This window comes from Falsiroseomonas oryziterrae, assembly GCF_021864505.1.
GTDB classification, from domain to species: Bacteria; Pseudomonadota; Alphaproteobacteria; order Acetobacterales; family Acetobacteraceae; genus Falsiroseomonas; species Falsiroseomonas oryziterrae.
Window position 1 is genome coordinate 1 of record NZ_JAKJIB010000023.1, and the last position, 25,176, is coordinate 25,176.

Here is a 25,176-nt window from a genome sequence, read left to right on the forward strand (position 1 = left end):
GGCGCGCGCGGCGACGGCGGCGCGGATGGCGGCCAGCTGCGCGGGGTCCTGCGGCGCCGCATCGAGGGCCTCGGGCCAGGCAGCGGCCGGGGCGCCGTTCGCGACGATCACGTCGGGGCGGTCGAGTTCGATGATCCAGCGTCGGCCTGCGGTGGGATCGGGCCGGATGCTGAGGCCGTTGGCGAGGCTTTCGGCCGCCAGCAGCACCCCTTCGACGCGAAGCGGCTGCGCCGGGCCGACCACGAGGTCGCGGATCGGCATGCCGGCGGCCAGCGCGCCGGGGCCGAGGCGCAGCGCGGCCTCGGTCTCCTCCGCCTCGACGGGGATGACCCGGCGGACCGGCTTGAGGGGCACGCCGAGGCCGGACAGGGTCAGGACGAGGTCGCCGGCGGCGATGCGCTCCACCGGCACCTCGCCGCGTGCCGTCAGGATCCGCGTACCTTCCGCGAAGCCGCGTCCGCGTTCGGGCATCTGGGCTGGCTGGGGCATCGCGCTCCGGGCGGCAGATGACGGATTCCGGCCGCGTCGCGGACGGCGTCCGTCGTCTTGCCGGTCCGCGGCGGGGCTGTGAAGCCCCGCCGGACAGGGTCAGGCGGCGGCGATGCGGACGCTCTCCGCCGTGACGGCCTGCGCTCCGGGCGAGGCAGCCCGGAACTCGATGGCGTGCCGGATGGTGGCGAGGCGCTCGCCGCCATGCAGCAGGGGGGCGCAGGCGCGGCTCTCGTCGAAGCCGGTGCCGTAGCCCTCCAGCAGCGCATCCACCTGCATCTGCGCCACGTCGGCATTGGCGAACCAGTGCCGGTTGCCGCAGTCCATCCAGCTTTCCGCCGCAGCACCCTCCGCCAGCACCGCGTCATGCGCCTCCAGCTCGATGTGCCAGTAGGTCACCTCGGCCAGGTCGCGCTCCACCGTGATCGAGGTGCCGTTCACCAGCAGCCGCGCCGGCACCAGCGCGCCGTCCAGCAGCAGGCAGTGGTCGGGCGAGACCAGCAGGTCGCGATGCGGGGTGGCCTCGCCCAGCGCGCCGGCCCGGATGCGAACGGGGGCAAGCGCCTCGGCCTGCGGGTTGCCGGCCAGCGTGATGCGGCGCTGGCCCATCCAGAGCACCGGCTTCATCGGCGCGCCGCGACCCGAGACGGTCGCCACCAGGTCACCCGACCGCAGCGCCTCCACCGGCTTCTCGCCCAGCGACGTCAGGATCCGCGTGCCCGTGACGAAGCAGACGACGGGGAACACGCCGCCACCGCCCGGGAAGCCGACGATGGTGTTGCCGAGGTTCAGGTTCTCGAAGCCGCTCACAGTCGTGGCGACATTGCCGGCGCCCTCGACAAGATAGTTGCCGCCGCCGAGGGCTGTGATGGTGACTTCGCCCTCGCCCAGGAAGCCGAGAACGTCGATCTGGTTGCCGCCGCCGATCAGGTTGCCGGTGCCGAAGATGTTGACAGTGTCGGCGCCGTTGTTGCCGTCCACGGTGTTGGCGTCGCCGTTGACGCTGATGAAGTCAGCCTCGGCGCCGGCGCCTTGCGCGGCGTTGCCGTAAATGAGGTTCTGGTTTCCGGTCGCGACGATGGTGTCCTCGCCGGCGCCGCCCTCGAAGGTGTCGGCGCCGTCCAGCGTGGCGCTGTCGAGACCACCGCCACCGAGCATCGAGTCGGCGCCACCGCCGCTGATGAAGGTGTCGGCGCCGTCGCCGCCAACGAGAAGGTCGTTATCGGCGCCGCCGGACAGCAGATCGTTCCCGTCGTCCCCGAGCAGCGTGTCGTTTCCGGCGCCGCCGATAAGAGAGTCGTTGCCGGTGTTTCCGACTAACGAGTCGGCACCGCCGAGCCCGAGGATCGTGTCATTGCCGCCAAGGCCGTCGATCGTGTTGGCATTGTCGTTGCCGGTAAGACTGTCGTTACCCGCGCTAGGAACGGTGCTCGCACCTGACATGATCCGACCCCTTACCCTTGCGCCGATCCGCGATCGCCCCACCCCGGCACACCGCGGACGGCGACTCGGCACGCGAATGCACCCATCGTGATCGGATCGTTAAAGAACTCTGTCGCGGACGGCAACAACGCTAGCTAAACCGTACGTTGTGAAGGCAAATCCGCTTCTGTTGGCGGATCAGTCGATTACGCCGACACAAGCGACCGTGAGTTGCAGGCGGGAGAGTCTTTTTTTGCGAGCCGGTCGCCCGCATGGAAGACGCCCGGTGACGCGGCGCCGTGCCGCGTCGTCGCCGCGGCTACATGGCCGCGCCCTGCCAGGCCCGCAGCGAGAACGGGGGCAGATCACCCCTCATGCCGCAGCCTGACGGGGCACGGGGGCCGCGACGGGCGTCATGGCGCGGAGCTCGATAGCGTGGCGGATGGTGGCGAGGCGCTCGCCGCCATGCAGCAGGGGGGCGCAGGCGCGGCTCTCGTCGAAGCCGGTGCCGTAGCTCTCCAGCAGCGCGTCCACCTGCATCTGCGCCACATCGGCATTGGCGAACCAGTGCCGGTTGCCGCAGTCCATCCAGCTTTCCGCCGCAGCACCCTCCGCCAGCACCGCGTCATGCGCCTCCAGCTCGATGTGCCAGTAGGTCACCTCGGCCAGGTCGCGCTCCACCACGATGCTCGTCCCGTTCACCAGCAGTCGCGCCGGCACCAGCGCGCCGTCCAGCAGCAGGCAGTGGTCGGGCGAGACCAGCAGGTCGCGATGCGGGGTGGCCTCGCCCAGCGCGCCGGCCCGGATGCGAACGGGGGCAAGCGCCTCGGCCTGCGGGTTGCCGGCGAGCGTGATGCGGCGCTGGCCCATCCAGAGCACCGGCTTCATCGGCGCGCCGCGACCCGAGACGGTCGCCACCAGGTCACCCGACCGCAGCGCCTCCACCGGCTTCTCGCCCAGCGACGTCAGGATCCGCGTGCCAGACGCGAAGCAGACGACGAAATGGCCGGGGACGAGCGGCACGTCCCTGCCATCCGCGAGGCGGATGTTCTCGAAGCCGCCGATGCTCGTCGTGAAACCGTTGGGGCCGGTGATGACGTAGTTGCCGCCAGGCTGCTGCCCGGCCGCGCCGGTGACGGTGATCTTGCCGTCGAAGTCGAAGGACAGGGTGTCGTTGCCCACCCCGCCCTGCGCATTCGCGGCGCCGGATGGGCCGAGCAGGACGAAGTCGTTGTCGGCCCCGGCATCGATCGTGTCGGCGCGCGACGTCGAGATGATGGTGTCGTTGCCGTTCCCGCCGAGCAGCGTGTTGTTGCCGGATCCGCCGACCAGCGAGTCCGCATCGGTGCCGCCGTCCAGCCGGTCATTGCCGTCGCCGCCGATCAGGGTGTCATTCTGGTTGCCGCCGATCAGGGTATCGGCGTCGGCGCCACCGTCGAGCAGGTCGTTGCCTGTGCCGCCGACGAGCGAGTCCGCACCGCCGCCCCCGGAGAGGGTGTCGCTGCCGTTTCCGCCGTTCAGCGTGTCGGCGCCGGCGCCGCCGGTGATGGAATTGTCGAGGTCATTGCCGGTGAGGTTGAGGCCCGCGGTGGTGGCCGGATTCAGCGGCGCCAGGTTCTCAACGTTGGAGGTCAGCGTGTAGGTCGTGAGGCCGCCCGCGACGAGGACGGTGTCGAGGCCCTCATTCCCGTTCTCGACGGCGCTATCGGTCACCTCGGTGATGATGAAGACGTCGTCGCCGGTGCCGCCGAGGAGCGTGTCGGGAGCTCCGACACCCGAGACGGTGAAAGAGGGATTGCCGAGCGTGCCGCCGACGGTGGCATCGGCGCCGATCAGCGTGTCGGCGCCGGCGCCGCCCAAGATACTGTCCGCGCCGCCGGAGCCGATCAGGATGTCGTTTCCGCCGCCGCCGTTGAGCGTGTCGTCGCCATCCCGGCCGTTCATGAAGGTCGGGTTGTTGGTCCCGGTGCGGTTGTTGTCGCCATTGCCGCCGAAGAAGGCGTCGGCCGGGACGGTGTCGGCCAGGGGATTGGAGGGGCCGGAGACCAGCACCCACTGCGTGCCGTCCCAGCGTAAGACCTGTGAGCCGCCACCCGTCGGTGCGGGGATCGGCGCGTTGGCCCCTGGAATTGTCGATCCGCTCACGCCAGTCCCTCAGCCGCTTCGCTCGTCGTCATGTTCCGGCTTCGCGACAAGGCACAAGAGACTTTCTGCCATTTCAAACAAGATAATTCTTTGACCGCCGCGAATATTTGAAAAGTTCTATTTTCTCCAGTAAATCGAAAGGTTTCTACGTTGTAGGGTTCGCGTTTCTTCTCGCTCCGGTTGTGGCCGATTCTGGCCGGCCCGGCGGCGGCGGATCCTTGCCGCGGCCGACCTGCCACGGCACCCTCGGCCGATGACGCGCTTCGCCGTGGCGAGCGAGACGGGATGGCTGCGCGAGGTCCTGCTCTGCCCGCCAGACCATTACCGCTGGATCCCGACGAACGCCGTCGTCCGCCGCACCCTGGCGGCCGGCGCACAGCCCGATCCGCGCGACCTGCGCACGCAGCATGACGAACTGGCAGCCGCGCTGCGGGAGGCCGGCGTCGCGGTGCAGGTGCTGCCGCCGGAGCCGCACCTGCCCTACATGGCCTATACCCGCGACCAGGCCGTGGTGACGCCCTGGGGGCCTGTCCTGTGCCAGCTCGAACGGCCGCAGCGGCGCGGCGAATACGCCGCCGTGCTCGACTGGCACGCGGCGCAGGGCAGCGGGTTCTGGCGCAAGTCGAGCGCCGGGACACTCGAGGGCGGCGACGTGCACATCCTGCGCCCGGGCCTCGCCGCGATCGGCGCGAGCGGGGGGCGCACGGACGAGGCCGGCGCGACGCAGCTCGCCGGATGGCTGCGTGCCGAGGGCTGGGAGTGCCGGGTCGAGCCCTTCGACGAGCATTTCCTGCATCTCGACGTGCTGTTCTGCATGGCGGCGCCGGGCCTGGCCGTGGCCTGCGTCGATGTGCTGGGCGAGGCATTCCTCGGGTGGCTGGCCGCCCACGACATCCGGGCGATCCCCGTCCCCTACCGGGACGCCATGCGGCTCGGCTGCAACATCCTGGCCCTCGGCGGCGGCCGGGTGATCTCGTCACGCGGCAGCACGGCGCTGAACGCGGCCCTGCGCGCGGAAGGCCTGACGGTGTTCGACCCGGACCTGTCGCTGTTCACGGCCGGCGGCGGCGGGCCGCATTGCCTGACCTGCCCGCTGGTGCGAGACGAGACCGCATGAACACCCTCACGCCCCGCCCCGTGGACGCGGTCATCGCCGCCGCGCGCGGCTTCCTCGGCGAGCGCCTGTCCACCAACGCGACGGTGCGCGAGCAGCACAGCCGCGGCGAGGACAGCTCCACGCCGACGCTGCCCGACGCCGTCGCCTTCGTGGAAACGACCGAGGAGGTCAGCCGGCTGGTGGAGCTCTGCCACCGGCACGAGGTGCCTGTGGTGCCCTTCGGCGCCGGCACCTCGCTGGAAGGGCATGTGAACCCGGTGCGGCGCGGCATCAGCCTCGACCTCTCGCGCATGACCGCGATCCTCGAGGTGAACGCCGAGGACATGGATTGCGTCGTGGAGCCGGGCGTGACGCGCCAGCAGCTGAACGACCACCTGCGCGACCAGGGCATGTTCTTCCCCGTGGATCCGGGCAGCCACTGCACGCTGGGCGGCATGGTGGCGACGCGCGCTTCCGGCACCAATGCGGTGCGCTACGGCACGATCCGGGAGAACGTGCTGGGGCTCGAGGTGGTGCTGGCGGACGGCCGGGTGATCGAGACCGGCGGGCGGACGCGCAAGGCGGCGAACGGCTACGACCTGACGCGGCTCTTCATCGGCAGCGAGGGCACGCTCGGCGTGGTCACCAGGGTGCGGCTACGGCTGCACGGCATCCCGGAGGCGATGTCGAGCGCGGTGGTGCAGTTCCCGACGCTGCAGGGCGCGGTGGAGAGCGTGATCGAGGTGATGCAGATGGGCATCCCCGTCGCGCGCATCGAACTGCTGGACGACGACATGATGGCGGCGGCGATCGCCTATTCGAAGCTCGAGGGCTACGCGGCGGCGACCACGCTGTTCCTCGAGTTCCACGGCAGCGAGGCCGGCGTGCGCGAGCAGGCCGAGGCGGTGGAGGCGATCACCTCGGGCCATGGCGGCAGCGGGTTCAAATGGGCGACCGATCCCGCCGAGCGCGCGAAGCTGTGGAAGGCGCGGCACGACAGCTACTGGGCCGGCGTGGCGTCGAAGCCCGGCTGGAAGGCGCTCACCACCGATGTCTGCGTGCCGATCTCCCGCCTGGTGGAGGCGCTGGTCGGGGCGAAGCAGGAGGCGCAGGCGCTCGGCCACCCGACCTGCATCGTGGGGCATGTCGGCGACGGCAACTTCCACCAGATGGTGCTCTACGATCCGAACGACCCGCAGGGCCTGGAGCGCGCCTGGGACATGGACCGGCGGATCGTCGAGCGCGGGCTGGCGCTGGGCGGCACCTGCTCGGGCGAGCACGGCATCGGCCTCGGCAAGCGCGAGTTCCTGGAGCGAGAGCACGGCGCGGAAGCGCTGGCGGTGATGCGCAGCCTGAAGGCGGCGCTCGATCCCAAGGGGATCATGAATCCGGGCAAGATGTTTAGAAACTGATATGCCCTCAAACGCCGGGCGCGGCCTCCGGCCTCGACGCGATGCGTCGAGTGGCTTGCGCGCAGGCCACGGTGGCGCCCGGCTGCGCTGGTGGGTTGTGCGCGGCGCGCCTTCGCGCGCTCGGCCCGCTCTGCGGGCCGCATCGGGATGGCGCCGATGACCGCCGTCGCATCGGTTACCCTTCCCATCCTCGTCCTCTGCCTCGGACACGTCTTCTCCAACGCGGTGCGGACCATCCCGGCGATCGCGGCGGATGTGCTGACGCGCGACCTCGGCATCAGCGCGGAGACGCTGGCGCAGTTGACCGGCGCCTTTCCGCTCGCCTTCGCCGCCGTGATGATCCCGGTCGGCATCGCGCTGGATCGGCACGGGGTGAAGCGCGTTTCGCTGTTCCTGCTGACGGTGGCGGGCTGCGGCGCCGTGATGGCCGCACTGGCGACCGGCCCGTGGTGGATGCTGCTGGCGCAGGTGGTGCTCGGCGCCGGTTGCTCGGGGATGCTGATGTGCCCGATCACCTTCGCCGCGCGCGCGCTGACCACGGCGCGCTTCGCCACCTGGTCGGGCATCATCCAGGCGGTCGGCAACACCGGCATGCTGCTCTCCGCGAGCCCCCTCGCGTTGCTGATCGAGGCGACGGACTGGCGCGCCGGCTACTGGGCCTGCGCCGTGCTCGCCGCGCTGGCGATCGTCGCCGTCGCCGCCTTCGTCCCTGCGGTCCGGCCGGAGGCACGGCCCTCGCGCGGGTTCCTGCATGATTCGCGGGAGGTGCTGGCGATGGCCTGGCAGCCGAAGCTCCGCGCGGTGACGGTCTTCGTCTTCGCCTCCTTCGCCGCGGTGCTCGGCGTGCGGGGCCTCTGGGGCGGGCCGTGGCTGATGGAGGCCAAGGACCTGCCGCGGGTGGAGGCCGGCAACATCCTGCTCGCCTGCACCGTCGCGCTGACCGTCGGGCCAGCGCTGGCCGGGCTGGTGCTGCGGCGTTTCGGCCGCGCCGGCGCGTTGCTCGCCGGCAGCCACATCCTTGCCGCGCTCCTGATCCTGCTGCTGATCGCGGGCGGGCCGGGCGGGGTGGCATCGCAGGCCTTCGGACTGGCCGCGATGCCGGCCGGCTACGACCTCGCGCTCCTCATCGGCTTCGGGCTGGCGATCTCCTTCCAGGTGATCGGGTTCTCGCTGGTGCGGGCGGCGGTGCCGGCGGAACAGGCGGGACGCGCGCTGTCGGCGGCGAATCTGTCGTTCTTCCTGGGCGCCGCGGTGCTGCAGGGGCTGTCGGGGCTGATGGCGGGCTGGGGCGGCGTCGCCGCGGCGCTCAGCACCTTCGCGGGCGGGCTGATCCTGTGCTCGATCGGCTTCCTGGTACTGCGGCGGCAGCGCTAGCCTGTCCCGCACCGAGGGAGGGAGGCGCGCATGAGACGCATCCTGATCATGGTGGCGGTGCTCGGCGGGATCCTGGGCGGCGCGCTGCTCGGCCATCTCCTGCTGACCACGGGGGTGCAGGCGGGCGGAACGGTGGGGCGGATGGCGGCCGCCACCTGCGCGGCCTGCCACTGACCGGCGGGGCTGCCGCGATGCTGCCGGCTGCTCTACCCTGGTTGCAGGAGGACCGGACCATGCTGCGCAGCATCCTGGTGGCGCTCGACGATACCCCGGGCGCGGTCGCCGCGCGCGACGCCGCCATCGCCCTGGCGCGCGCGACGGGCGCGAAGCTGACGGCCGCGGTCGTGCTGGACCGACCGCATACGCAGGACGGTCACGAGGCGGTGCCGCTGGGTGCCGGCGCCTTCAAGGCGCACCGCGACGCGGCGCTGACCGAGCAGGCGGAACGCGAGGCCGAGGCGGCGCTCGCGGACTGCGCGGCCGCGGCCGGCGGCCTGTCCTACGAGACGGTGCGGCTCGAAGACGCGCCCGAGCCGGCGCTGGTGAAGGCGGGAGCGACGCATGACCTGATCGTGCTCGGCCGCGACTGCACGCTGGGCCGCGAGCAGGCGGATGGCGGCGTGGCGCCGGTGATCGAGGCGTTGCTGCGCGACGGCGCGCGACCGCTGCTGGTGGTGCCCCCGGGCGCGTCGCTGGCCCTGAAGGGCCCGGTGCTCGCGGCCTATGACGGCTCGGCGCCGGCCCGCGAAGCCTTTCACCTGTTCGCGCTGCTCGGGCTTGCAGGAGGTCAGCCGGTGCGGGTCGCGGCGCTGGGCGCTGGACGGGACGATGCCTTGCGGCTGGCGAATGAGGGCGTGGCGATCCTTGCCACGCGCGGCATTGCGGCGGAGCCGCTGCCGCTCACCGGACGCGACGTGGCGGAGGCGGTGCTCGCTGCCGTCGGGGCGACCGGTGCGCGGATGATGGTGATGGGCGCCTTCGGCGGCTCGAGCCTGATCCGGATGCTGGTCGGCAGCACGACCGACGTGCTGCTGCGCGACTGCCCGGTGCCGATCTTCATCGCCCGCTGACGGTCAGGACCCGCTTGTCCAGCAGCGCGGCGATCTCCGCCTCGGAGTAGCCGAGTTCGGCCGCGATCTCGGCCCCGTCCGCACCGGGCGGCCGGAGGTCGCCGGCGCCGCCGGGCCGCGCGCCGTCCAGCGCGACGGGCAGCGCCGGCAAGGCGGTCGTGCTCCCGCCCGGCAGGGTGATCGGCACGAGCCCGCCGGAGCCCTGCAGGTGCGGGTCGTCGAACAGATCGGCCGGCTTGCCAATCGGTGCGAAGGGCAGGCCGAGCGACTCGCACGTCGCCATGAGGTCTGGCTTGGTCCAGCGCCGCAGCGCGTCGGCGACGCGCGGCAGGGTGCGGCCGCGGGCCAGCACGCGCTGCTGCTTGGTGGCGAGCGAGGGATCGGCGGCGAGGTCCTGCAGGCCGAAGGCCTCGCAGAAGGCGGGCCATTGCGTGTCGGTGACGACGCCGACGAAGACCTGGCCGCCATCCGCGGTGTCGAAGACGTCGTAGACCGGCCAGGCCGGCGTGCGCACCGACATGGGCGGCGGCGCCGTGCCGGTGATCGCGGTCTGCGCCATGTGCTGCGCCATCAGCAGCGCGACCGTCTCGAACAGGCCGGCCTGCACCTCGCCGCCGCGTCCCGTCGCCTCGCGCTCGCGCAGCGCGGCGAGGATGCCGATGACGGCGGAGAGCCCGCCCATGATGTCGATGACGCTGCTGCCCGCGCGCAGCGGCCGTCCTTCCGGCCCGGTCATGTAGGCGAGGCCACCCATCATCTGCACGACCTCGTCGAGCGCGGTGCGGTGCTCGTAGGGGCCGGGCAGGAATCCCTTGCAGGAGCAATAGACCAGGCGCGGGTTCTCGGCCGAGAGCTGCGCGTAGCCGAGGCCGAGCTTCGCCATCGCGCCGGGGCGGAAGTTCTCCACCACGACATCGGCGCGGGCGACAAGGCGCCTGACCAGCGCCATGCCCTCCGGCGCCTTCATGTCCACCGCGAGGCTGCGGCGGCCGCGGCCGAAGGCGGGGTAGAAGCCGGTGCCGGATCCGGTGAGGCGGCGCGTGGTGTCGCCGTCCGGCGCGGGCTCCACCTTCACGACCGAGGCGCCGAGATCGGCGAGCGTCATGCCCACCGTCGGGCCCATGACCATGTGGGTGAACTCGACGACGTTCAGGCCCTTGAGCGGCGTGGGCGAGGTCATGGCGGCGGGATCTCGGCGGCGAGGAGACAGCCGGAGTCGCTCTCGCTGATCACCAGCGTGCGGCCGTCCGGCGCGAAGGTGCAGTTGGTCGGCATGCGGCCGAAGGCGGTGCAGTCCACCCGGTGGGTGCAGACGCCATGCGGGTCCACCACCCAGACCTGACCATGGCCCGGATTGGCCACGAACAACCGGTCATGCGCGTCCACCGCCAGCCCGTCGGGCCCGGAGGTGCCGGCCGGCGTGCGGAAGAAGAGGTTCGCCTTGCCGACAATAGGGTCGGGGCGCAGGGCGAAGCGCCAGACCTCGCAGCTGCGGGTCATCGCGACCATCAGATGCGTCGCCGACCGGTTCAGGACGAGGCCGTTCGGGCTCGGTCCGTTGGCGATCAGCCGATCCACGCGGCCATCGGCATGCAGGCGCCAGACGCGTCCGGTCGGATCCTGCAGCCCGGTCTGGCCCTGGTCGGTGAAGAGCAGGGAGCCGTCCGGATGCAGGATCACGTCGTTCAGCCCGCGGAAGCCCTCGGACACCACCGTCTCCAGGATCGGCGCCATGGCGCCGTCGCGCGGATCGAGCGACAGCAGCCCGTGACGATAGTCGGTGACGACCAGCTCGGTCCCGCGGGCGGCGAGGCCGTTCGGCCAGCCCTCGTACTCGATCACCGTCTCCCAGTGGCTGCCGGCGACGCGGAAGACGCGGCCGTGCGGAATGTCCACGCAGAAGAGGTTGCCGGCCGCGTCGAAGCAGGGTCCTTCGAGGAAGCTGTCGATCGCAGCACCGCCGCGGTTGGCCTGCGCCCAGGCGCTGGGCTTCGGGCGGCGCAGCGTGTCGGGCAGGCGCGAGAGCAGGGTCGCCGCGATCGGGCGGGGCGGATCGAACCACATGCGGGCACCCTGCCGTGAGGGGGCCTTGCGGTCCAGCCGCCGCGGACGCAGCTTGCCCGCACCATGCCGAGGACGCTCTTCCAAAAGATCTGGGACGCTCATGTCGTGCACCGGCGCGACGACGGGCTCTGCCTGCTCTACGTGGACCGGCACTATTTCCACGAGGGCAGCTTCCACGCCTTCAACATGCTCCGCGCGCGCGGCCTGAAGGTGCGCCGGCCCGACCTGTCCTTCGGCTTCGGCGACCATTACGCGCCGACGCGGGCGCGCAGCACCGCGGCCATCGCCGACCCCGAGATCCGCGGCATCATCGAGACCTTCGAGCGGAATGCGCGGGAGGCCGGCATCCGTGCCTTCGAGATGGCGGACCCGCGGCAGGGCATCGTGCACGTCGCCGGCCCCGAGCTCGGCCTGACGCTGCCGGGCATGACCGTGGTCTGCGGCGACAGCCACACGAGCAGCCACGGTGCGCTCGGCGCGCTCGCCTTCGGCATCGGCGCCAGCGAGGTCGCGCATGTCTTCGCCACGCAGACGATCTGGCAGTCCCTGCCGCGGCAGATCCGTGTGACCTTCGACGGCACGCTGCCGGAGGGCAGCACCGCCAAGGACATGGCGCTGGCGCTGATCGCGGAGATCGGCACGGGCGGGGCGCAGGGGGGCGCCATCGAGTTCGCCGGCACCGCTGTGCGCGCGCTGTCGGTCGAGGGAAGGCTCACCCTCTGCAACATGGCGATCGAGGCGGGCGCTCGCACCGGGATGGTCGCCCCGGACGCGACGACGCTCGCCTGGCTGGCCGGGCGACCCTTCGCGAAGCCGGTGGACATCGCGCATCTGCGCAGCGACGAGGATGCCGGCTTCGACCAGGAGGTGCGACTGGACGCGGGGCGCATCGCGCCGATGGCCACCTGGGGCACCAGCCCGGAGGAGGCGGTGCCACTGTCGGGCCGCGTGCCACGTCCCGAGCAGGCCCCGGACGAGGCGCGCCGCAAGGCCTGGCAGCGCAGCCTCGACTACATGGGGCTCGCGGGCGGCGAGGCGCTCGCCGACGTGAAGCTCGACCGCGTCTTCCTCGGCTCCTGCACCAATTCGCGGCTGGAGGATCTGCGGGCCGCCGCCACGGTGCTGAAGGGCCGGCGGATCGCCGTGCCGATGCTCGTCTCGCCGGGCTCGACCAGCGTGAAGCGCCAGGCGGAAGCGGAAGGGCTCGACCGAATCTTCACCGAGGCGGGCGCGAGCTGGGAGGAGAGCGCCTGCTCGCTCTGCGTCTCGATGAACGGCGACAGCGTGGCGGAGGGGGAGCGTTGCGCCTCCACCTCCAACCGCAATTTCGTCGGCCGGCAGGGGCGCGGGGCGCGGACGCATCTGGTCTCGCCGGCCTCGGCGGCCGCCTCGGCGGTCGCGGGCCGGCTGGTCGCGGCGGAGGGTTGAGCGTCGTGCCGGAGCCTTTCACCTTGGTCACGGCGATCGCCGCGCCGCTCGAAATGTCCAACGTGGACACCGACCAGATCCTGCCCGCGCGCTTCCTGCGCCGGCCGCGGGACGAACGCTATCCGACCTACGGCTTCCACGACCTGCGCTTCACGCCCGAGGGTGCGCCGCGCGAGGAGTTCGTGCTCAACCGCCCGCCCTATGACCGTGCCGGCATCCTGGTTGCGCAGCGCAACTTCGGCGTGGGGTCGTCGCGCGAGGCGGCGGTCTATGCCCTGCTCGCGATGGGTCTGCGCTGCGTGATCGCCGAGAGCTTCGGCGACATCTTCTTCAGCAACGCGCTCAAGAACGGGCTGGTGCCGGTGCGCCTGCCCGAGGCGGCCTGCGCCGCGCTGCGGATGGCGGTGACGGAGACGCCCGGCGCGGAGATCACGGTGGACCTCGAGGCGCAGCGCGTGGACGGACCTGGCGCCCTTGCCTACGGGTTCACCATCCCCGCCTTCTCGCGCGACTGCCTGTTGCGCGGGCTGGACGAGATCGGGCTGACCATGACGCTCTTGCCCGAAATTGCGGCGTTCGAGGCGGCACGCGGCTGACAAGAGCGACCCGGACAAGGCTTCACTTGACGCGGGCGCGGCGACGCGTTTGGCATGCAGGCCGATCCTGGATGTCTCGCATGCTTGTCCTTCGCGCCAGCCTGCTGGCTGTGCTCCTGCTTTCCGCCCTGCCGGCCGCGTCGCAGCCCGGTCCGCAGGGTCCGCCCGCGGTCGGCGTGATCACGGCCGAGCGTCGCCCGATCACCGAGAGCACCGAGTTCGTCGGCCGGATCGAGGCGATCGACCGGGTGGACCTGCGCGCCCGTGTCACCGGCTTCCTGCAGGAGAGGCTGTTCCGCGAGGGCCAGGAAGTCACCGAGGGCCAGCTGCTCTTCCGGCTCGAACGCGCGCCCTTCGAGGCCCAGGTGGCGCAGGCGGCGGCACAGGTCGCCTCGGCCGAGGCCGAACTGGCGAACGCCACGATCCAGCTGAACCGCGCGCGGGAGCTGGTGCGGACCCAGGCGGGCACCCAGGCCCGCGTGGACGATGCGACGGCCGCCCAGCGCGCCGCGCAAGCCACGCTTCTCGGCGCGCAGGCGCAGCTCAGGGTCGCCAACATCAACCTCGGCTACACCGAGATCACCGCACCCTTCGCCGGAAAGATCGGCCGTGCCAATTTCTCGCCCGGCGCCGTGGTCGGGCCAGATGCGGGGCCGCTCGCAACGATCGTGAGCCAGGACCCGATGCGGGTCGCCTTCCCGGTCAGCCTGCGGACCGGGATCGAGTTGCGCGACCGGTTCGAGGGGCGGGGCGGAGTCGCCGCGGTGAGGGTGCGCATCCGGCTGGCAAGCGGGCAGATCTTCAACCAAGCCGGCCGCATCGAGTTCATCGACACCCAGGTGAACCGCGACACCGATACGTTGCTGATCCGCGCGGTGATGCCGAACCCGCTGCGGTCGGAGGCCGGGCCGACCGGCGAGCCGGAACGGCCGCTGATCGACGGCATGTTCGTCACTGTCTTCGTCGAGGGCGCGGAGCCGGTCCCGTCCGTCGTCATCCCGCGCGCGGCTGTGCTGCAGGACCAGCAGGGCAACTTCGTGCTCGTCGTGGACCGGGAGAACCGCGCGCAGCGCCGCGGGGTAACGCTGGGTCGCAGCGTGGCCGACCAGGTCGTGATCGAGCGTGGCCTTGAAGGCGGCGAGACCGTGGTGACCGAAGGCGTGCAGCGTGTGCGCCCCGGCCAGCCGGTGCAGGCCGCCCCGGCCGCACCGCCGGCCATACGCGCTCCGGGCGCCGCCCAGGCGCCGCGCGGCTGAGCCCGGGCACGACAGGACCGCGCGCGCCATGATCTCCGCCGTCTTCGTCGATCGCCCGCGGCTGGCGATCGTGATCTCCATCCTCCTGACGCTCGCGGGCGGGCTCGCGATGCTGCGGATCCCGGTCGCGCAGTTCCCGGACATCGTCCCGCCGCAGGTCTCGGTGAACGCCACCTATCCCGGCGCCTCGGCCTCGGTGGTGGAATCCACGGTCGCGCAGGTGATCGAGAGCGCGGTGAACGGCGTGGAGGGCATGATCTACATGTCCTCGAACAGCGCCAATGACGGGACCTATGCGCTGTCGGTCTCCTTCGCGCTGGGCACCAACCCGGACATCGCGACGGTGAACGTGAACAACCGCGTCCAGCAGGCGTTGGCGCGGCTGCCGCAGGAGGTCCAGCGCGCCGGCGTGACGGTGCGCAAGCAGTCCTCCGCGGTGCTGCAGTTCATCGCCGTGACATCGGACAACCCGCAGCACGACAGCCTGTTCATCTCGAACTACATCACGATCAACATGCTGGACCGCCTGGCCCGCGTGCCGGGCATCGGCTCCGTGATGATCTTCGGCGCGATGGACTACTCCATGCGCATTTGGTTCGAGGTGGATCGGCTGATCAGCCTGAACCTGACGCCGTCCGACGTCATCCAGGCGATCCAGGCGCAGAACGTCCAGGCGGCGGTGGGGCGCATCGGCGCGCAGCCGATCTCGGACGACCAGCAGTTCCAGATCAACCTGCAGACCCAGGGCCGCCTGACCTCGCCGGCGGAATTCGGCGCCATCGTGATCCGCGCCAACCAAGACGGGTCGCTGCTCCGCGTGCGCGACGTGGCGCGCATCGAACTCGGCGCGGCGCGCATGGACACCGAGAGCCGGCTGGACGGCCGGCCGGCGGTCACCGTCGCAACCTATCTCTCGCCAGGCGCCAACGCGGTTACGGCAGCGGCGAACCTTTCGCGCACGCTCGACGACCTGTCGCGCCGCTTCCCGGACGGGATGCGGACCCAGGTCTTCTACGACACCTCGACCTTCGTCGTGGAGACGATGCACGAGGTGATCAAGACCCTGCTCGAGGCCTTCGTGCTCGTGGTCATCGTGGTGCTGCTGTTCCTCGGCAGCCTGCGCGCGACGATCATCCCGGTGATCGCCGTTCCGGTCAGCCTGATCGGCACCTTCGCGGTGCTGCTGCTGGTCGGATTCTCGGCCAACACCGTGTCGCTGCTGGCGATGGTGCTGGCGATCGGCATCGTCGTCGACGACGCCATCGTGGTGGTCGAGAACGTCGAGCGCGTGATGGAGGAGGAGCCGCATCTGACGCCGGCAGAGGCCACGAAGAAGGCCATGTCGCAGATCACCGGGCCGATCATCGCGATCACACTGGTGCTGCTGTCCGTCTTCGTGCCCATCGGCTTCATCCCTGGCCTGTCGGGCGTGCTGATGGCGCAGTTCGCGGTCACCGTCTCGGTCGCCATGGTGATCTCGGCGATCAATGCGCTGACCCTCTCGCCCGCGCTGTGCGCGGTGTTCCTGCGGCCGCACCACGGGCCTCGGAAGGGCGTGCTGGCGACGGTGATGCGGGGCATCGACTGGGTGCGCGACCGCTACGGCGACATCGTGGCGCGGCTTGTGCGGATCTCCGTCATCTCGCTGGTGCTGACGGCGGTCTTCGCAGGCGGCACATGGTGGCTGTCGAACCGCACTCCGCAGGGCTTCCTGCCCGAGGAGGACCAGGGCGCCTTCTTCGTGCAGACCCAGCTGCCCCAGGGCGCGAGCCTGTCCCGCACGCGCGCGGTGGTGGAGCAGATCGAGGGCATGATCCAGGGCACGCCGGGCGTGGACCGTGTGCTGTCCATCGTCGGCTTCAGCCTCGTCGATGGCGGCGCGCAGTCGAACTCGGCGTTCATCGTGGTGCGGATGAAGCCCTTCGCCGACCGCACCGCGGCGCAGGAAAGCGTCTTCGCGGCGATCGGACGGGTCTTCGGCGCGACGCAGCAGATCCTGACGGCCAATACCTTCGCCTTCAACATCCCGCCGATCATCGGCCTCGGCACGGGCTCGGGCTTCCAGTTCCAGTTGCAGAACCTCGAGGGCAGGCCACCGGAGGAGATGGCCTCGGCCATGCTCGGCCTCGTGGTCGCCGCGAACCAGGATCCGCGGCTGGCACGCGTCTTCTCGACCTTCGCGGCGAACACCCCTTCCCTCTTCCTTGATGTGGACCGCGACAAGGCGCAGGCGCTCGGCATCCGCATCAGCGACATCTTCGCCGCGCTCCAGACCACGCTCGGCGGGTTCTACATCAACGACTTCAACCTGTTCGGCCGGTCCTGGCAGGTGAACATCCAGGCCGAGGCGCTGGACCGCGACGATATCCCCGACCTCTGGCGGATCCATGTGCGCAACAGCCGCGGCGAGATGGTGCCGCTGCGCTCCGTCGCGGATGCGCGGATCGTGCTTGGGCCGCAGACGATCAACCGCTTCAACAACGTCCGCTCGGTCGCGATCCAAGGCGCGCCGGCGCCGGGCGTGTCCTCCGGCGCGGCGCTGGCGGCGATGGAGGACATCGCGGAGCGCGTCCTGCCGCAGGGCTACAGCTTCGAATGGACCGGCACCGCCTTCCAGGAAAAGCAGGCGGCGGGCCAGACCGGGCTGATCCTCGCGCTCGCGGTGCTGTTCGCCTACCTGTTCCTCGTCGCGCTGTACGAGAGTTGGGTGATCCCGGTTCCGGTGCTGCTGTCGATCGCGGTCGGCGTCCTCGGGTCCTTCGCGGCGATCGGGGTGACGGGCATGGCGCTCGACATCTACGCGCAGGTCGGGCTCGTGGTGCTGATTGCCCTGGCGGCGAAGAACGGGATCCTGATCGTCGAGTTCGCGAAGGAGCAGCGCGAGGCCGGCAAGCCGATCCGTGAGGCCGCAGTGATGGGGGCGCGGCTGCGCTTCCGCGCTGTGATGATGACCTCGGTCGCCTTCATCCTGGGCCTGGTGCCGCTGGTCATCGCGACCGGTGCGGCCTCGGCCTCTCGCCGCGCCGTGGGCACGCCCGTCTTCGGCGGCATGATCATGGCGTCGCTGATCGGGATCTTCATGATCCCGATGCTCTACGTCGTCTTCCAGACGATGCGGGAGAAGGTGAAGGCGCGGTTCCGGCGCGACGCGCGGCCGGTGGTGGCGGAGTAGCGGGGGGCGGTCAGCCGCCGGACGACCCCGTCTCCTCCCCCCGAAGCGCCGGGAGGGTGCCCAGCGCCTCGCCGGCCGCGGCGCGGGCCGCGGCGGGGTCGGCGGCTTCATCGCGCAGCGCCGCCATCGCCTGGCTCACCTCTCGCACCGCGGTCTGCCAGGGCGGCCCCTGACGAGCGTCGGCCGGCAGGCGCAGCATGGCCCGCTCCACCTCGTTCAGCGCCTGGCGGAGCCGCGAGACGACCATGCCGCGTGGCAGCCCCCCCTCGTCGAAGCGCCTGATGGTGTCGCGCAACTCGCCCTCCGCCTCGCGCAGCGCGCGCAGGGCCTCGGCCTGGGTGCTCGACTGCGCAAAGGCGGGCATGGCGCCGGGCAAGCCGGACAGCAGATGGGCGGCAAGGGCGGCGCGGATCAAGCGCATGAACGGATCTCCCCGTTGACGATCATCGGTGCGCCCGCCTTTGGCGCCCAACCGCTCACGCCGCGCCACCCGGGGGCAAGCCGGGCGGCGCGGGGTCCTCATGGCGGCGAACGCGGACCGTGCCGCCCGGTTGCCCCCTTCCCGAACGGGCCGAAGCCGTCAGATGATGGGACGGACACGGAGTTGGGGACGGAGACCATGGCGAAGTTCGGCCTGAGCCAGTCGGTGCGGCGCGTCGAGGACCCGCGGCTGCTCACGGGACAGGGACGCTATACCGACGACATCGGCATGCCGGGACAGGCGCATGGCGTGGTGCTGCGCAGCCCGCATGCCCATGCGCGCATCACCTCGATCGACACGGCGCCGGCGCGCGCCATTCCCGGCGTGCTCGCTGTGATCACGGGCGCCGACCTCGAGAAGGCGGGACTGGGCCCGGTTCCCTGCGTCATCCCGCTCAAGAACCGCGACGGCACGCCGCGCGCCGAGACGCCGCGGCTGGCGCTTGTCACCGATACCGTCCGCCATGTCGGCGACCCTGTCGCCTTCATCGTGGCCGAGACGCTCCAGGCCGCCCGAGACGGCGCCGAGGCCGTGCTGGTGGAGTACGACGTGCTGCCGGCCGCGACCGACCTTGCCACGGCGCATGAGCCCGGCACGCCGCTGGTCTGGCCGGAGGCGAAGAACAACATCGCCTTCGACTGGGAAGCCGGCGACAAGGCGAAGGCCGACGCCGCCTTCGCGCGCGCCGCGCATGTCACGCGCCTGACGGTGGTGAACAACCGCGTCGTGGTGGCGTCCATGGAAGCCCGCGCCGCGGTGGCCGCCTGGGAGGGCGAGCGGCTGACGGTTCACACCAACACCCAGGGCTCCTGGCTGGTGCGCAACCTGCTGGCCAACACCGTCTTCAAGATCGACCCGGCGCGCGTCCGCGTGGTCACGCCCGATGTCGGCGGCGGCTTCGGCATGAAGCTCTATCTCTATGCAGAGCATGTGCTGGTCGCCTTCGCCGCGCAGCAGGTCGGGCGGCCGGTGAAGTGGACCTCCGAGCGGACGGAGGCCTTCCAGTCCGACACGCATGGGCGCGACAACATCACGCTCGGCGAGCTGGCGCTGGACGCGAACGGCAAGTTCCTCGCGCTGCGCACGAAGAACTGGGCGAACATGGGCGCTTACCTCAACACCTTCGCACCCTTCATCCCGACCGGCGCCGGCACCAAGGTGCTTGCCAGCGTCTACGGCTTCGAGGCGATCCACGCCAACGTGCTCGGCGTGATGACGCATACCGTCCCGGTGGATGCCTATCGCGGCGCCGGGCGGCCGGAGTCGAACTACCTGGTCGAGCGCCTGATCGACACAGCGGCGCGCGAGCTGAAGATCGACCGGATCGAGCTCCGCAAGCGCAACATGGTGCCGCAGAGCGCGATGCCCTACGTCACCGCGATGGGCCAGCGCTACGACAGCGGCGATTTCGCGACGCTGTTCGATGCGGCACTGACGAAGATCGACTGGGCGGGCTTCGAGGGACGGCGGGCGGAGGCTGCGCGCCGGGGCAAGAAGCGCGGCATCGGCGTGGCCTATTACCTCGAGGCGACGGGCGGCGGCCCAACGGAGAACGCCAAGGTGGTCTTCGCCGAGGACGGGATGGTGGACGTCTATGTCGGCACGCAGAGCACCGGCCAGGGGCACGAGACGGCCTATGCCATGCTCACCAGCCATGAACTCGGCGTGCCCGTGGACAGGATCCGCGTGAAGCAGGGCGATTCCGAGACGCTGCCGGATGGCGGCGGAACGGGCGGCGCGCGCAGCCTCTACTCGGAAGGCCAGGCGATCCTGGTGACGACTGCGAGCGTGATCGAGAAGGGCAAGCAGGCGGCGGCCGAGCACCTGGAGGCGGCGGTCGCCGATATCGAGTTCACGCCGAAGGACGGGCGCTTCGCGGTGGCGGGCACCGACCGCGGCGTCGGCATCCTTGATCTGGCAGCGGCGCAGCGGAAGCGCGTCGCGGCCGGTCAGTCCGCCATCCTGCTCGATGCGATGGAGACGGCGAAGATCGAGGCGCACACCTTCCCGAATGGCTGCCACGTCGCCGAGGTGGAGGTGGACCCGGAGACCGGCGTGGTCAGCGTGCCGCGCTACATCGTGGTGGACGATGTCGGCCACGCGCTGAACCCGCTGATCGTACGCGGCCAGGTGCATGGCGGCGTGGCGCAGGGGCTGGGCCAGGCGCTGTTCGAACGGACCGCCTACGACAACGGCTCGGGCCAGCTGCTCTCGGCCTCCTTCATGGACTACGCGCTGCCGCGCGCGGACGACCTGCCGGACATCGACGTCGACCTGATCGAGGTGGACTGCCAGACCAATCCGCTCGGCGTGAAGGGCGCGGGCGAGGCGGGCGCCGTCGGCTCGCCGCCCGCGGTCATCAACGCCTTGGTCGACGCCCTCGGCGGCAAGGTGGTGGACATGCCGGCGACGCCGGAGACGGTGTGGAAGGCGCTGCACGCCGCCTGATGAAGGGCAGCGACGCCGCGGAGGCCGGCAGGCTTCCGCGGGCGTCGCCTATTGGAAGACGAGGTTGACGAGCCGGCAGGTGTCCACCTGCCGGCGTTCCTCGGCACGGCCGTCCGCCCACACGACGCGGACGTCGTTCACGCAATCGTCGAGCGGCAGGCTGACGGGCAGGTGGGCGCCTGGCTGCAGGGGCTGCTGCAGGCGCTGCGCGCCCCAGGTCGTCTCGCGCGCCGAGGAAACGTAGACCTCGCGCATCGGCTGCGCGCCGCGATTCACCAGGTTGAATGAGGGGTTCGCTCCGGTGCCGCCCTGTCGTGGCGCGGCAGGCGCGGCCGTGCCGAACACCATCTCCGCAATCGCGCAGGTGTCCACGTTGCGCCGTTCTTCCGGCCGGCCATCGGCGTAGACGACACGCACGTCCTGCCGGCAGCCGGCCGAGGGCGCGATTCGCACCGGGAAGGCGCGGCCGTTCGGCAGGACCTCGGCGCCGAGCAGGTCACGGCCCCAGTTCGGCTGCGTCACCGGCGAGACATAGATCTCGTTGATCGTCTGGCCGCTGCGATTCACGAGATTGAAGGACGGGTCCACCGTCTGCGCACGCGCCGGCCCGGCCGCGAGCAAGAGGGCGGCGAAGATCAGCGCACGACGCAAGCGCATTGCAGCAACTCTCTCCGGTCCGTTCCGACGACGAAGCTAGACCGAAAGCCGCGCGGCGTTGAAGTCGTCAGACGACGGCGGTGCGTGGTGCCAGGGGCTCGACGGCGGGCGGCCCATCCCAGCCGGCGACCTCCTCCATCGCGTCGCGATCGAGAATGTCGAGCCGGCCCTTCGCCAGGGTGGCGATGCCGTCCTTGCGGAGCACGGCGAGAGCGCGGTTGGCATGCTCGACGGAGAGCCCGAGCGCATCGGCGATGTGCGCCTGCTTCAGCGGCACCGGGGCACCGCGGGAGTCGCCGCCGCCGCGCCGCTGGATGCGGCCATGGATCTCGAGCAGCAGGTGCGCCACACGACCCACCGCGTCGCGCCGTCCGAGGCTGGTCAGGCGCTCGCGCAGCCGGGCCCGGTCGCGGGTCAAACCTTCGGCATAGGACAGCGCGAGGCTCGGGTCGCGGCCCATGAACTCGCAGAGGCGCTCGCGCGAAAGGATGCAGAAGGATGCATCGGTCAGCGCCTCGACCTCGGCCCCGTCTTCCGCGCGCTCCACCAGATCGCCGGGCAGATGGAAGTCCAGGATCTGGCGCCGGCCGTCCGGTGTCGCCGTCCAGGTGAAGGCCCAGCCCGCATACAGGGTGAAGACCCGGTCGCGGATGGCTTCCCCGACGCGCACGAGGCGCACGCCGGAGCGCACGCGGGCGATCTCGCCGACCCGAGCCTGGGGGATGACCCGGAACAGGGCGAAGGGGCGCACGGCACAGGCCGCGCAGGCGCCCGGCAAGGGGGTCAGCGTGGTGGTGGCTCGGCTCATGTCCGACGTCGTCTCTTCCCCAACTCGAGTCGGACCCGCCGCCGCAGGAGCCTTCCGACGAAGGCAAGCTAGTGCCGGTCGACGGCTGAGAAAATGTGCATTTCCTTCATGTTCACTTGTTCCATCTGGGGTTGCGCCCGCCGCGGCGCCGCTCCGGTGCCCTGGCCGCGCTTGCCTGGGCCGTGCCGCATGCCACCTTTGCGGCAAAGGCGCGCCCGGCAGCGTGCCGAGGGGAAGGGCCATGTCAGGATTTGCATCGACCAACGACCTCGCCGAGAAGAACGTCTCCTTCGACGAGCTGGGCCCGGGCCTCTATGCCTACACGGCCGAGGGCGACCCGAATTCTGGCGTGATCGTGGGGCGGGACGGGGTGGTCGTGGTGGACGCGCAGGCCACCCCCGCCATGGCCCAGGACGTGATCGCGCGGATCCGCGCCGTCACCGACAAGCCCGTCACCCAGGTCGTGCTGAGCCATTATCACGCGGTCCGCGTGCTGGGCGTCGCCGGCTACGGAACGCCGGCCGTCATCGCATCGGACGCGACGCGCGCACTGATCGTTGAGCGCGGGCAGCAGGACATGGACAGCGAGATCGGCCGCTTCCCGCGGCTGTTCCGCGGGAAGGAGACGATCCCCGGCCTGACCTGGCCGACCCATACCTTCCAGCGACGCATGACGCTCTGGCTGGGCGAGCGCGAGGCGCAGGTGATCCATGTCGGGCGCAGCCACACCGCCGGCGATACGGTGGTCTGGCTGCCGAAGGAGAAGGTGCTGTTCGCCGGCGACACGGTGGAGTTCGGCGCCACGCCGTATTGCGGCGACGCGCATTTCGCCGACTGGCCGGCGACGCTGGACGCGATCAGCGCGCTCGGCCCGGAGAAGATGGTGCCGGGGCGCGGCCGCGCGCTGATGTCGAAGGCAGAATGCGCGGAAGCCATTGCGGGGACCCGCGCCTTCACCTCCGACCTCTTCGCCCGCGTCCGGCAGGGCGTCGAGAAGGGCTGGGACCTCAAGGCGATCTACGACGACGCGGTGGGCTTCATGCGGCCGAAATACGGGCAGTGGGTGATCTTCGAGCACTGCATGCCCTTCAACGTCACGCGCGCCTATGACGAGGCGAAGGGGCTGGACCACCCACGCATCTGGACCGCGGAGCGCGACGTCGAGATGTGGCGCGCGCTGGAGCATGGGACGCCCATGAAATCCGCCGAGGTGCATGGCTGAGATGCCGGCAACCTACGCCAACCCGCGCTACGCCCCGGCGCCGATCCCGGCGGCGGAGGAACGGCGCCAGGTCGTGGTGGGGGGCGCCGGCCTGGTGGGCCTGACGCTGGCGCTCGACCTCGCGCAGCAGGGCGTGCAGGTGGTCGTGCTGGACGACGACGACACGGTGTCCTTCGGATCGCGCGCGATCTGCTTCGCGAAGCGGACGCTCGAGATCTACGGGCGGCTCGGGCTGGGCGCGCGATTCCTCGAGAAGGGCATCACCTGGAAGACCGGCCGCGTCTTCCACCGCGACCGCGAGGCCTACGCGTTCGACCTGCTGCCGGAGGAGGGCCACGAATACCCGGCCTTCGTGAACCTGCAGCAGTACTACGCCGAGGAATGGCTGGTGGAGGCCTGTCGCGCCGCCGGCGTCGAGTTGCGCTGGAAGCACCGCATCGGCGCCGTCACGCCGCGCGCGGATGGCGCGACGCTGGCTGTCGAGGCGCCGGACGGCAGCTATGTGCTGCACGCCGACTGGCTGCTGGCCTGCGATGGCGCGCGGAGCTTCATCCGGGACAGCATGGGCCTGCCCTTCACGGGCCAGGTCTTCCGCGACCGGTTCCTGATCGCGGACGTCGTCATCAAGGGCGACGTCGGGTTCCCGACCGAGCGCTGGTTCTGGTTCGACCCGCCCTTCCACCCCGGCCAGTCGGTGCTGCTGCACAAGCAGCCGGACGATGTCTGGCGGATCGACTTCCAGCTCGGCTGGGACGCGGATCCGGAGGAGGAGAAGCGGCCGGAGCGCGTGATCCCGCGCGTGCGCGCCATGTTGGGAGAGCAGGTGCCCTTTGAGCTGGAATGGGTCAGCGTCTACACCTTCCGGTGCCGGCGGCTCGAGCGCTTCCGGCATGGGCGCGTGATCTTCGCCGGCGATGCCGCGCACCAGGTCAGCCCCTTTGGTGCGCGTGGCGGGAATGCGGGCGTGCAGGATGCGGACAACTTCGCCTGGAAGCTCGCCTTCGTGCTGCAGGGACGCGCGCCGGAGGCGCTGCTCGACAGCTACGACGCGGAGCGCATCCCGGCGACCGACGAGAACATCCTGAACTCGACGCGCAGCACGGAGTTCATCACCCCGAAGGGCGAGGCCGCACGGGCCTATCGCGACGCGGTGCTCGAACTCGCCGCGCGTCACGCCTTCGCCCGGCCGGTGGTGAATTCGGGGCGGCTGTCGCGGCCGAGCACCTATACGGGAAGCGTCCTGAACGGCCCCGAAGGCTGGGCCGGCGGCGCCCTGCCCGGGACGCCTGCACCGGATGCGCCGGTGCTCCGCGAGGGCGCGCCGGACTGGCTCCTGCGCCACCTCGGCGGGGCGTTCAGCCTGCTGGTCTTCGGCCCGCCCGAACCATCCCTGCCGGGCGCCTTGCCGCGCGGCGTTCGGGCCGTGTTCGTCGACGACGCCGGCACGCCCGGTGCGCTGTGGGACCATGCGGGGCTCGCCCGCGCCCGCTTCGCCGCGCCGGCGGGCGGCGCGGTCCTGATCCGTCCCGACCAGCATGTCGCCGCGCGCTTCGCCACGCCCGATCCTGCCGCCATCGCCGCGGCGCATGACAGGGCGCTGGCGGGCGCAAGCATGGAGATCGCGCGGTGACCCTCGACACGCGGCCCCGCCTGGCCGATCCCGACGCGCTCTTCGCCCTGCTGGTGGAGGCGCATCGCGGCCTCGACGCGGAAGCGTCGCGACGGTTGGATGCGCGGCTCGTGCTGGTGCTTGCCAACCATATCGGCGACATGGACACGCTGCGCCAGGCGATCGCTCTCGCGCGCGAGGCTGGCTGAGCCTCAGCGGCGGAGAAGGGCCGACTCCAGCGCGGCGAAGGCATCGGCAAGAGCCGCTTCCATCGCTGTGGCCTGGGCCGGCGCGTCCGCATCGGTCGCGAGCGGGGCGCGGCCGCGCACGTCGAAGGGCAGCACGACGCGCGAGGTGCCGCCGGCGTCGCGCAACAGGACGCCGGCCAGCGCCGCGCGCGCCTCGCCGGCCTGCGGTGCGGCTTCCA

At 71.2% G+C, this 25,176-nt stretch carries 22 protein-coding genes; 13 read left to right on the plus strand and 9 right to left on the minus strand.

Going from position 1 to position 25,176, the window contains the following annotated elements:
* From L2I40_RS03925 to L2I40_RS24450, 3 genes are all read right to left on the minus strand, one after another.
* On the minus strand, positions 1–489 hold a 489-nt coding region (locus L2I40_RS03925), incomplete at its 3' end, for a Hint domain-containing protein (protein ID WP_237213561.1).
* 99 nt (positions 490–588) lie between these two features.
* Positions 589–1,932: a Hint domain-containing protein gene (locus L2I40_RS03930; protein WP_237213562.1), complete on the minus strand. Its 1,344-nt coding sequence runs from the start codon at positions 1,930–1,932 to the stop codon at positions 589–591.
* A 351-nt stretch (positions 1,933–2,283) separates the two neighbouring features.
* Positions 2,284–4,056 (minus strand): Hint domain-containing protein, encoded by a 1,773-nt coding sequence (locus L2I40_RS24450; protein ID WP_272910933.1) that lies wholly within the window; start codon positions 4,054–4,056, stop codon positions 2,284–2,286.
* A gap of 253 nt (positions 4,057–4,309) precedes the next feature.
* Between L2I40_RS24450 and L2I40_RS03945 the strand changes: the two genes are divergently transcribed.
* The 5 genes from L2I40_RS03945 (at position 4,310) to L2I40_RS03965 (ending at position 9,008) form a co-directional block, all read left to right on the plus strand.
* The gene (locus L2I40_RS03945; protein WP_237213563.1) at positions 4,310–5,173 is read left to right on the plus strand and encodes a dimethylarginine dimethylaminohydrolase family protein; all 864 of its coding nucleotides are present in this window, start codon (positions 4,310–4,312) and stop codon (positions 5,171–5,173) included.
* Entirely contained in the window at positions 5,170–6,564 is a 1,395-nt protein-coding gene (locus L2I40_RS03950) for an FAD-binding oxidoreductase (protein WP_237213564.1), read from the plus strand. Before L2I40_RS03945 ends, L2I40_RS03950 begins: the two co-directional genes overlap by 4 nt.
* A 156-nt stretch (positions 6,565–6,720) precedes the next feature.
* Positions 6,721–7,938 carry an MFS transporter gene (locus tag L2I40_RS03955; RefSeq protein WP_237213565.1) on the plus strand — a complete coding sequence of 406 codons (1,218 nt, stop codon included), beginning with the start codon at positions 6,721–6,723 and terminating at the stop codon, positions 7,936–7,938.
* 30 nt (positions 7,939–7,968) lie between these two features.
* Entirely contained in the window at positions 7,969–8,112 is a 144-nt protein-coding gene (locus tag L2I40_RS03960; protein ID WP_237213566.1) for a hypothetical protein, read from the plus strand.
* A gap of 59 nt (positions 8,113–8,171) precedes the next feature.
* Positions 8,172–9,008 (plus strand): universal stress protein, encoded by an 837-nt coding sequence (locus L2I40_RS03965; RefSeq protein ID WP_237213567.1) that lies wholly within the window; start codon positions 8,172–8,174, stop codon positions 9,006–9,008.
* Here the strand turns inward: L2I40_RS03965 and L2I40_RS03970 are convergent.
* Both L2I40_RS03970 and L2I40_RS03975 read right to left on the minus strand, forming a co-directional pair.
* Positions 8,995–10,188, minus strand: a complete 1,194-nt coding sequence (locus L2I40_RS03970) for a CaiB/BaiF CoA transferase family protein (protein ID WP_237213568.1) — start codon at positions 10,186–10,188, stop codon at positions 8,995–8,997. The genes L2I40_RS03965 and L2I40_RS03970 overlap by 14 nt on opposite strands.
* Positions 10,185–11,072, minus strand: coding sequence for an SMP-30/gluconolactonase/LRE family protein (locus tag L2I40_RS03975; protein ID WP_237213569.1), 888 nt, complete (start codon positions 11,070–11,072; stop codon positions 10,185–10,187). Before L2I40_RS03975 ends, L2I40_RS03970 begins: the two co-directional genes overlap by 4 nt.
* Positions 11,073–11,135: 63 nt before the next feature.
* Between L2I40_RS03975 and leuC the strand changes: the two genes are divergently transcribed.
* The 4 genes from leuC (at position 11,136) to L2I40_RS03995 (ending at position 17,524) form a co-directional block, all read left to right on the plus strand.
* Complete coding sequence (leuC, locus tag L2I40_RS03980; RefSeq protein WP_237213570.1) at positions 11,136–12,500, plus strand: 3-isopropylmalate dehydratase large subunit; 1,365 nt, start codon at positions 11,136–11,138, stop codon at positions 12,498–12,500.
* Between the two features lie 5 nt (positions 12,501–12,505).
* Entirely contained in the window at positions 12,506–13,096 is a 591-nt protein-coding gene (gene leuD, locus L2I40_RS03985) for a 3-isopropylmalate dehydratase small subunit (RefSeq protein WP_237213571.1), read from the plus strand.
* A gap of 80 nt (positions 13,097–13,176) precedes the next feature.
* A complete protein-coding gene (locus tag L2I40_RS03990) occupies positions 13,177–14,352 on the plus strand; it encodes an efflux RND transporter periplasmic adaptor subunit (protein ID WP_237213572.1) in 1,176 nt (391 codons plus the stop codon).
* A 28-nt stretch (positions 14,353–14,380) separates the two neighbouring features.
* The gene (locus tag L2I40_RS03995; RefSeq protein ID WP_237213573.1) at positions 14,381–17,524 is read left to right on the plus strand and encodes an efflux RND transporter permease subunit; all 3,144 of its coding nucleotides are present in this window, start codon (positions 14,381–14,383) and stop codon (positions 17,522–17,524) included.
* 10 nt (positions 17,525–17,534) lie between these two features.
* Here the strand turns inward: L2I40_RS03995 and L2I40_RS04000 are convergent, their stop codons facing one another.
* Positions 17,535–17,945 carry a hypothetical protein gene (locus L2I40_RS04000; RefSeq protein ID WP_237213574.1) on the minus strand — a complete coding sequence of 137 codons (411 nt, stop codon included), beginning with the start codon at positions 17,943–17,945 and terminating at the stop codon, positions 17,535–17,537.
* Positions 17,946–18,143: 198 nt separating this feature from the next.
* On the opposite strand from L2I40_RS04000, the gene L2I40_RS04005 reads away from it, so the two are divergent.
* Complete coding sequence (locus L2I40_RS04005; RefSeq protein WP_237213575.1) at positions 18,144–20,453, plus strand: xanthine dehydrogenase family protein molybdopterin-binding subunit; 2,310 nt, start codon at positions 18,144–18,146, stop codon at positions 20,451–20,453.
* Between the two features lie 48 nt (positions 20,454–20,501).
* Here L2I40_RS04005 and L2I40_RS04010 read toward each other — a convergent pair whose 3' ends face one another.
* Together L2I40_RS04010 and L2I40_RS04015 are read right to left on the minus strand one after the other, a co-directional pair.
* Positions 20,502–21,110 carry a hypothetical protein gene (locus L2I40_RS04010; RefSeq protein ID WP_237213576.1) on the minus strand — a complete coding sequence of 203 codons (609 nt, stop codon included), beginning with the start codon at positions 21,108–21,110 and terminating at the stop codon, positions 20,502–20,504.
* Positions 21,111–21,177: 67 nt separating this feature from the next.
* Complete coding sequence (locus tag L2I40_RS04015) at positions 21,178–21,918, minus strand: Crp/Fnr family transcriptional regulator (protein ID WP_237213577.1); 741 nt, start codon at positions 21,916–21,918, stop codon at positions 21,178–21,180.
* A gap of 241 nt (positions 21,919–22,159) precedes the next feature.
* Between L2I40_RS04015 and L2I40_RS04020 the strand changes: the two genes are divergently transcribed.
* The 3 genes from L2I40_RS04020 to L2I40_RS04030 are packed head-to-tail and all read left to right on the plus strand — an operon-like array spanning position 22,160 to position 24,958.
* A complete protein-coding gene (locus tag L2I40_RS04020; RefSeq protein WP_237213578.1) occupies positions 22,160–23,140 on the plus strand; it encodes an MBL fold metallo-hydrolase in 981 nt (326 codons plus the stop codon).
* 1 nt (position 23,141) lies between these two features.
* Positions 23,142–24,770 (plus strand): FAD-dependent oxidoreductase, encoded by a 1,629-nt coding sequence (locus L2I40_RS04025; protein ID WP_237213579.1) that lies wholly within the window; start codon positions 23,142–23,144, stop codon positions 24,768–24,770.
* Positions 24,767–24,958 (plus strand): DUF2783 domain-containing protein, encoded by a 192-nt coding sequence (locus L2I40_RS04030; RefSeq protein WP_237213580.1) that lies wholly within the window; start codon positions 24,767–24,769, stop codon positions 24,956–24,958. Before L2I40_RS04025 ends, L2I40_RS04030 begins: the two co-directional genes overlap by 4 nt.
* 3 nt (positions 24,959–24,961) lie before the next feature.
* Here L2I40_RS04030 and L2I40_RS04035 read toward each other — a convergent pair.
* On the minus strand, positions 24,962–25,176 hold a 215-nt coding region (locus tag L2I40_RS04035), incomplete at its 5' end, for a hypothetical protein (protein WP_237213581.1).

Bases quoted from the DNA above. Each gene is read 5' to 3' on its own strand.
- L2I40_RS03960 (WP_237213566.1), top strand. From the start codon at position 7,969: ATGAGACGCATCCTGATCATGGTGGCGGTGCTCGGCGGGATCCTGGGC.
- L2I40_RS04025 (WP_237213579.1), top strand. From the start codon at position 23,142: ATGCCGGCAACCTACGCCAACCCGCGCTACGCCCCGGCGCCGATCCCG.
- L2I40_RS04000 (WP_237213574.1), bottom strand. From the start codon at position 17,945: ATGCGCTTGATCCGCGCCGCCCTTGCCGCCCATCTGCTGTCCGGCTTG.
- L2I40_RS04020 (WP_237213578.1), top strand. From the start codon at position 22,160: ATGTCAGGATTTGCATCGACCAACGACCTCGCCGAGAAGAACGTCTCC.
- L2I40_RS03970 (WP_237213568.1), bottom strand. From the start codon at position 10,188: ATGACCTCGCCCACGCCGCTCAAGGGCCTGAACGTCGTCGAGTTCACC.
- L2I40_RS04005 (WP_237213575.1), top strand. From the start codon at position 18,144: ATGGCGAAGTTCGGCCTGAGCCAGTCGGTGCGGCGCGTCGAGGACCCG.
- L2I40_RS04015 (WP_237213577.1), bottom strand. From the start codon at position 21,918: ATGAGCCGAGCCACCACCACGCTGACCCCCTTGCCGGGCGCCTGCGCG.
- L2I40_RS03990 (WP_237213572.1), top strand. From the start codon at position 13,177: ATGCTTGTCCTTCGCGCCAGCCTGCTGGCTGTGCTCCTGCTTTCCGCC.
- leuC (WP_237213570.1), top strand. From the start codon at position 11,136: ATGCCGAGGACGCTCTTCCAAAAGATCTGGGACGCTCATGTCGTGCAC.
- L2I40_RS03950 (WP_237213564.1), top strand. From the start codon at position 5,170: ATGAACACCCTCACGCCCCGCCCCGTGGACGCGGTCATCGCCGCCGCG.
- L2I40_RS03930 (WP_237213562.1), bottom strand. From the start codon at position 1,932: ATGTCAGGTGCGAGCACCGTTCCTAGCGCGGGTAACGACAGTCTTACC.
- L2I40_RS04010 (WP_237213576.1), bottom strand. From the start codon at position 21,110: ATGCGCTTGCGTCGTGCGCTGATCTTCGCCGCCCTCTTGCTCGCGGCC.
- L2I40_RS03955 (WP_237213565.1), top strand. From the start codon at position 6,721: ATGACCGCCGTCGCATCGGTTACCCTTCCCATCCTCGTCCTCTGCCTC.
- L2I40_RS03945 (WP_237213563.1), top strand. From the start codon at position 4,310: ATGACGCGCTTCGCCGTGGCGAGCGAGACGGGATGGCTGCGCGAGGTC.
- L2I40_RS03975 (WP_237213569.1), bottom strand. From the start codon at position 11,072: ATGTGGTTCGATCCGCCCCGCCCGATCGCGGCGACCCTGCTCTCGCGC.
- L2I40_RS03995 (WP_237213573.1), top strand. From the start codon at position 14,381: ATGATCTCCGCCGTCTTCGTCGATCGCCCGCGGCTGGCGATCGTGATC.
- L2I40_RS03965 (WP_237213567.1), top strand. From the start codon at position 8,172: ATGCTGCGCAGCATCCTGGTGGCGCTCGACGATACCCCGGGCGCGGTC.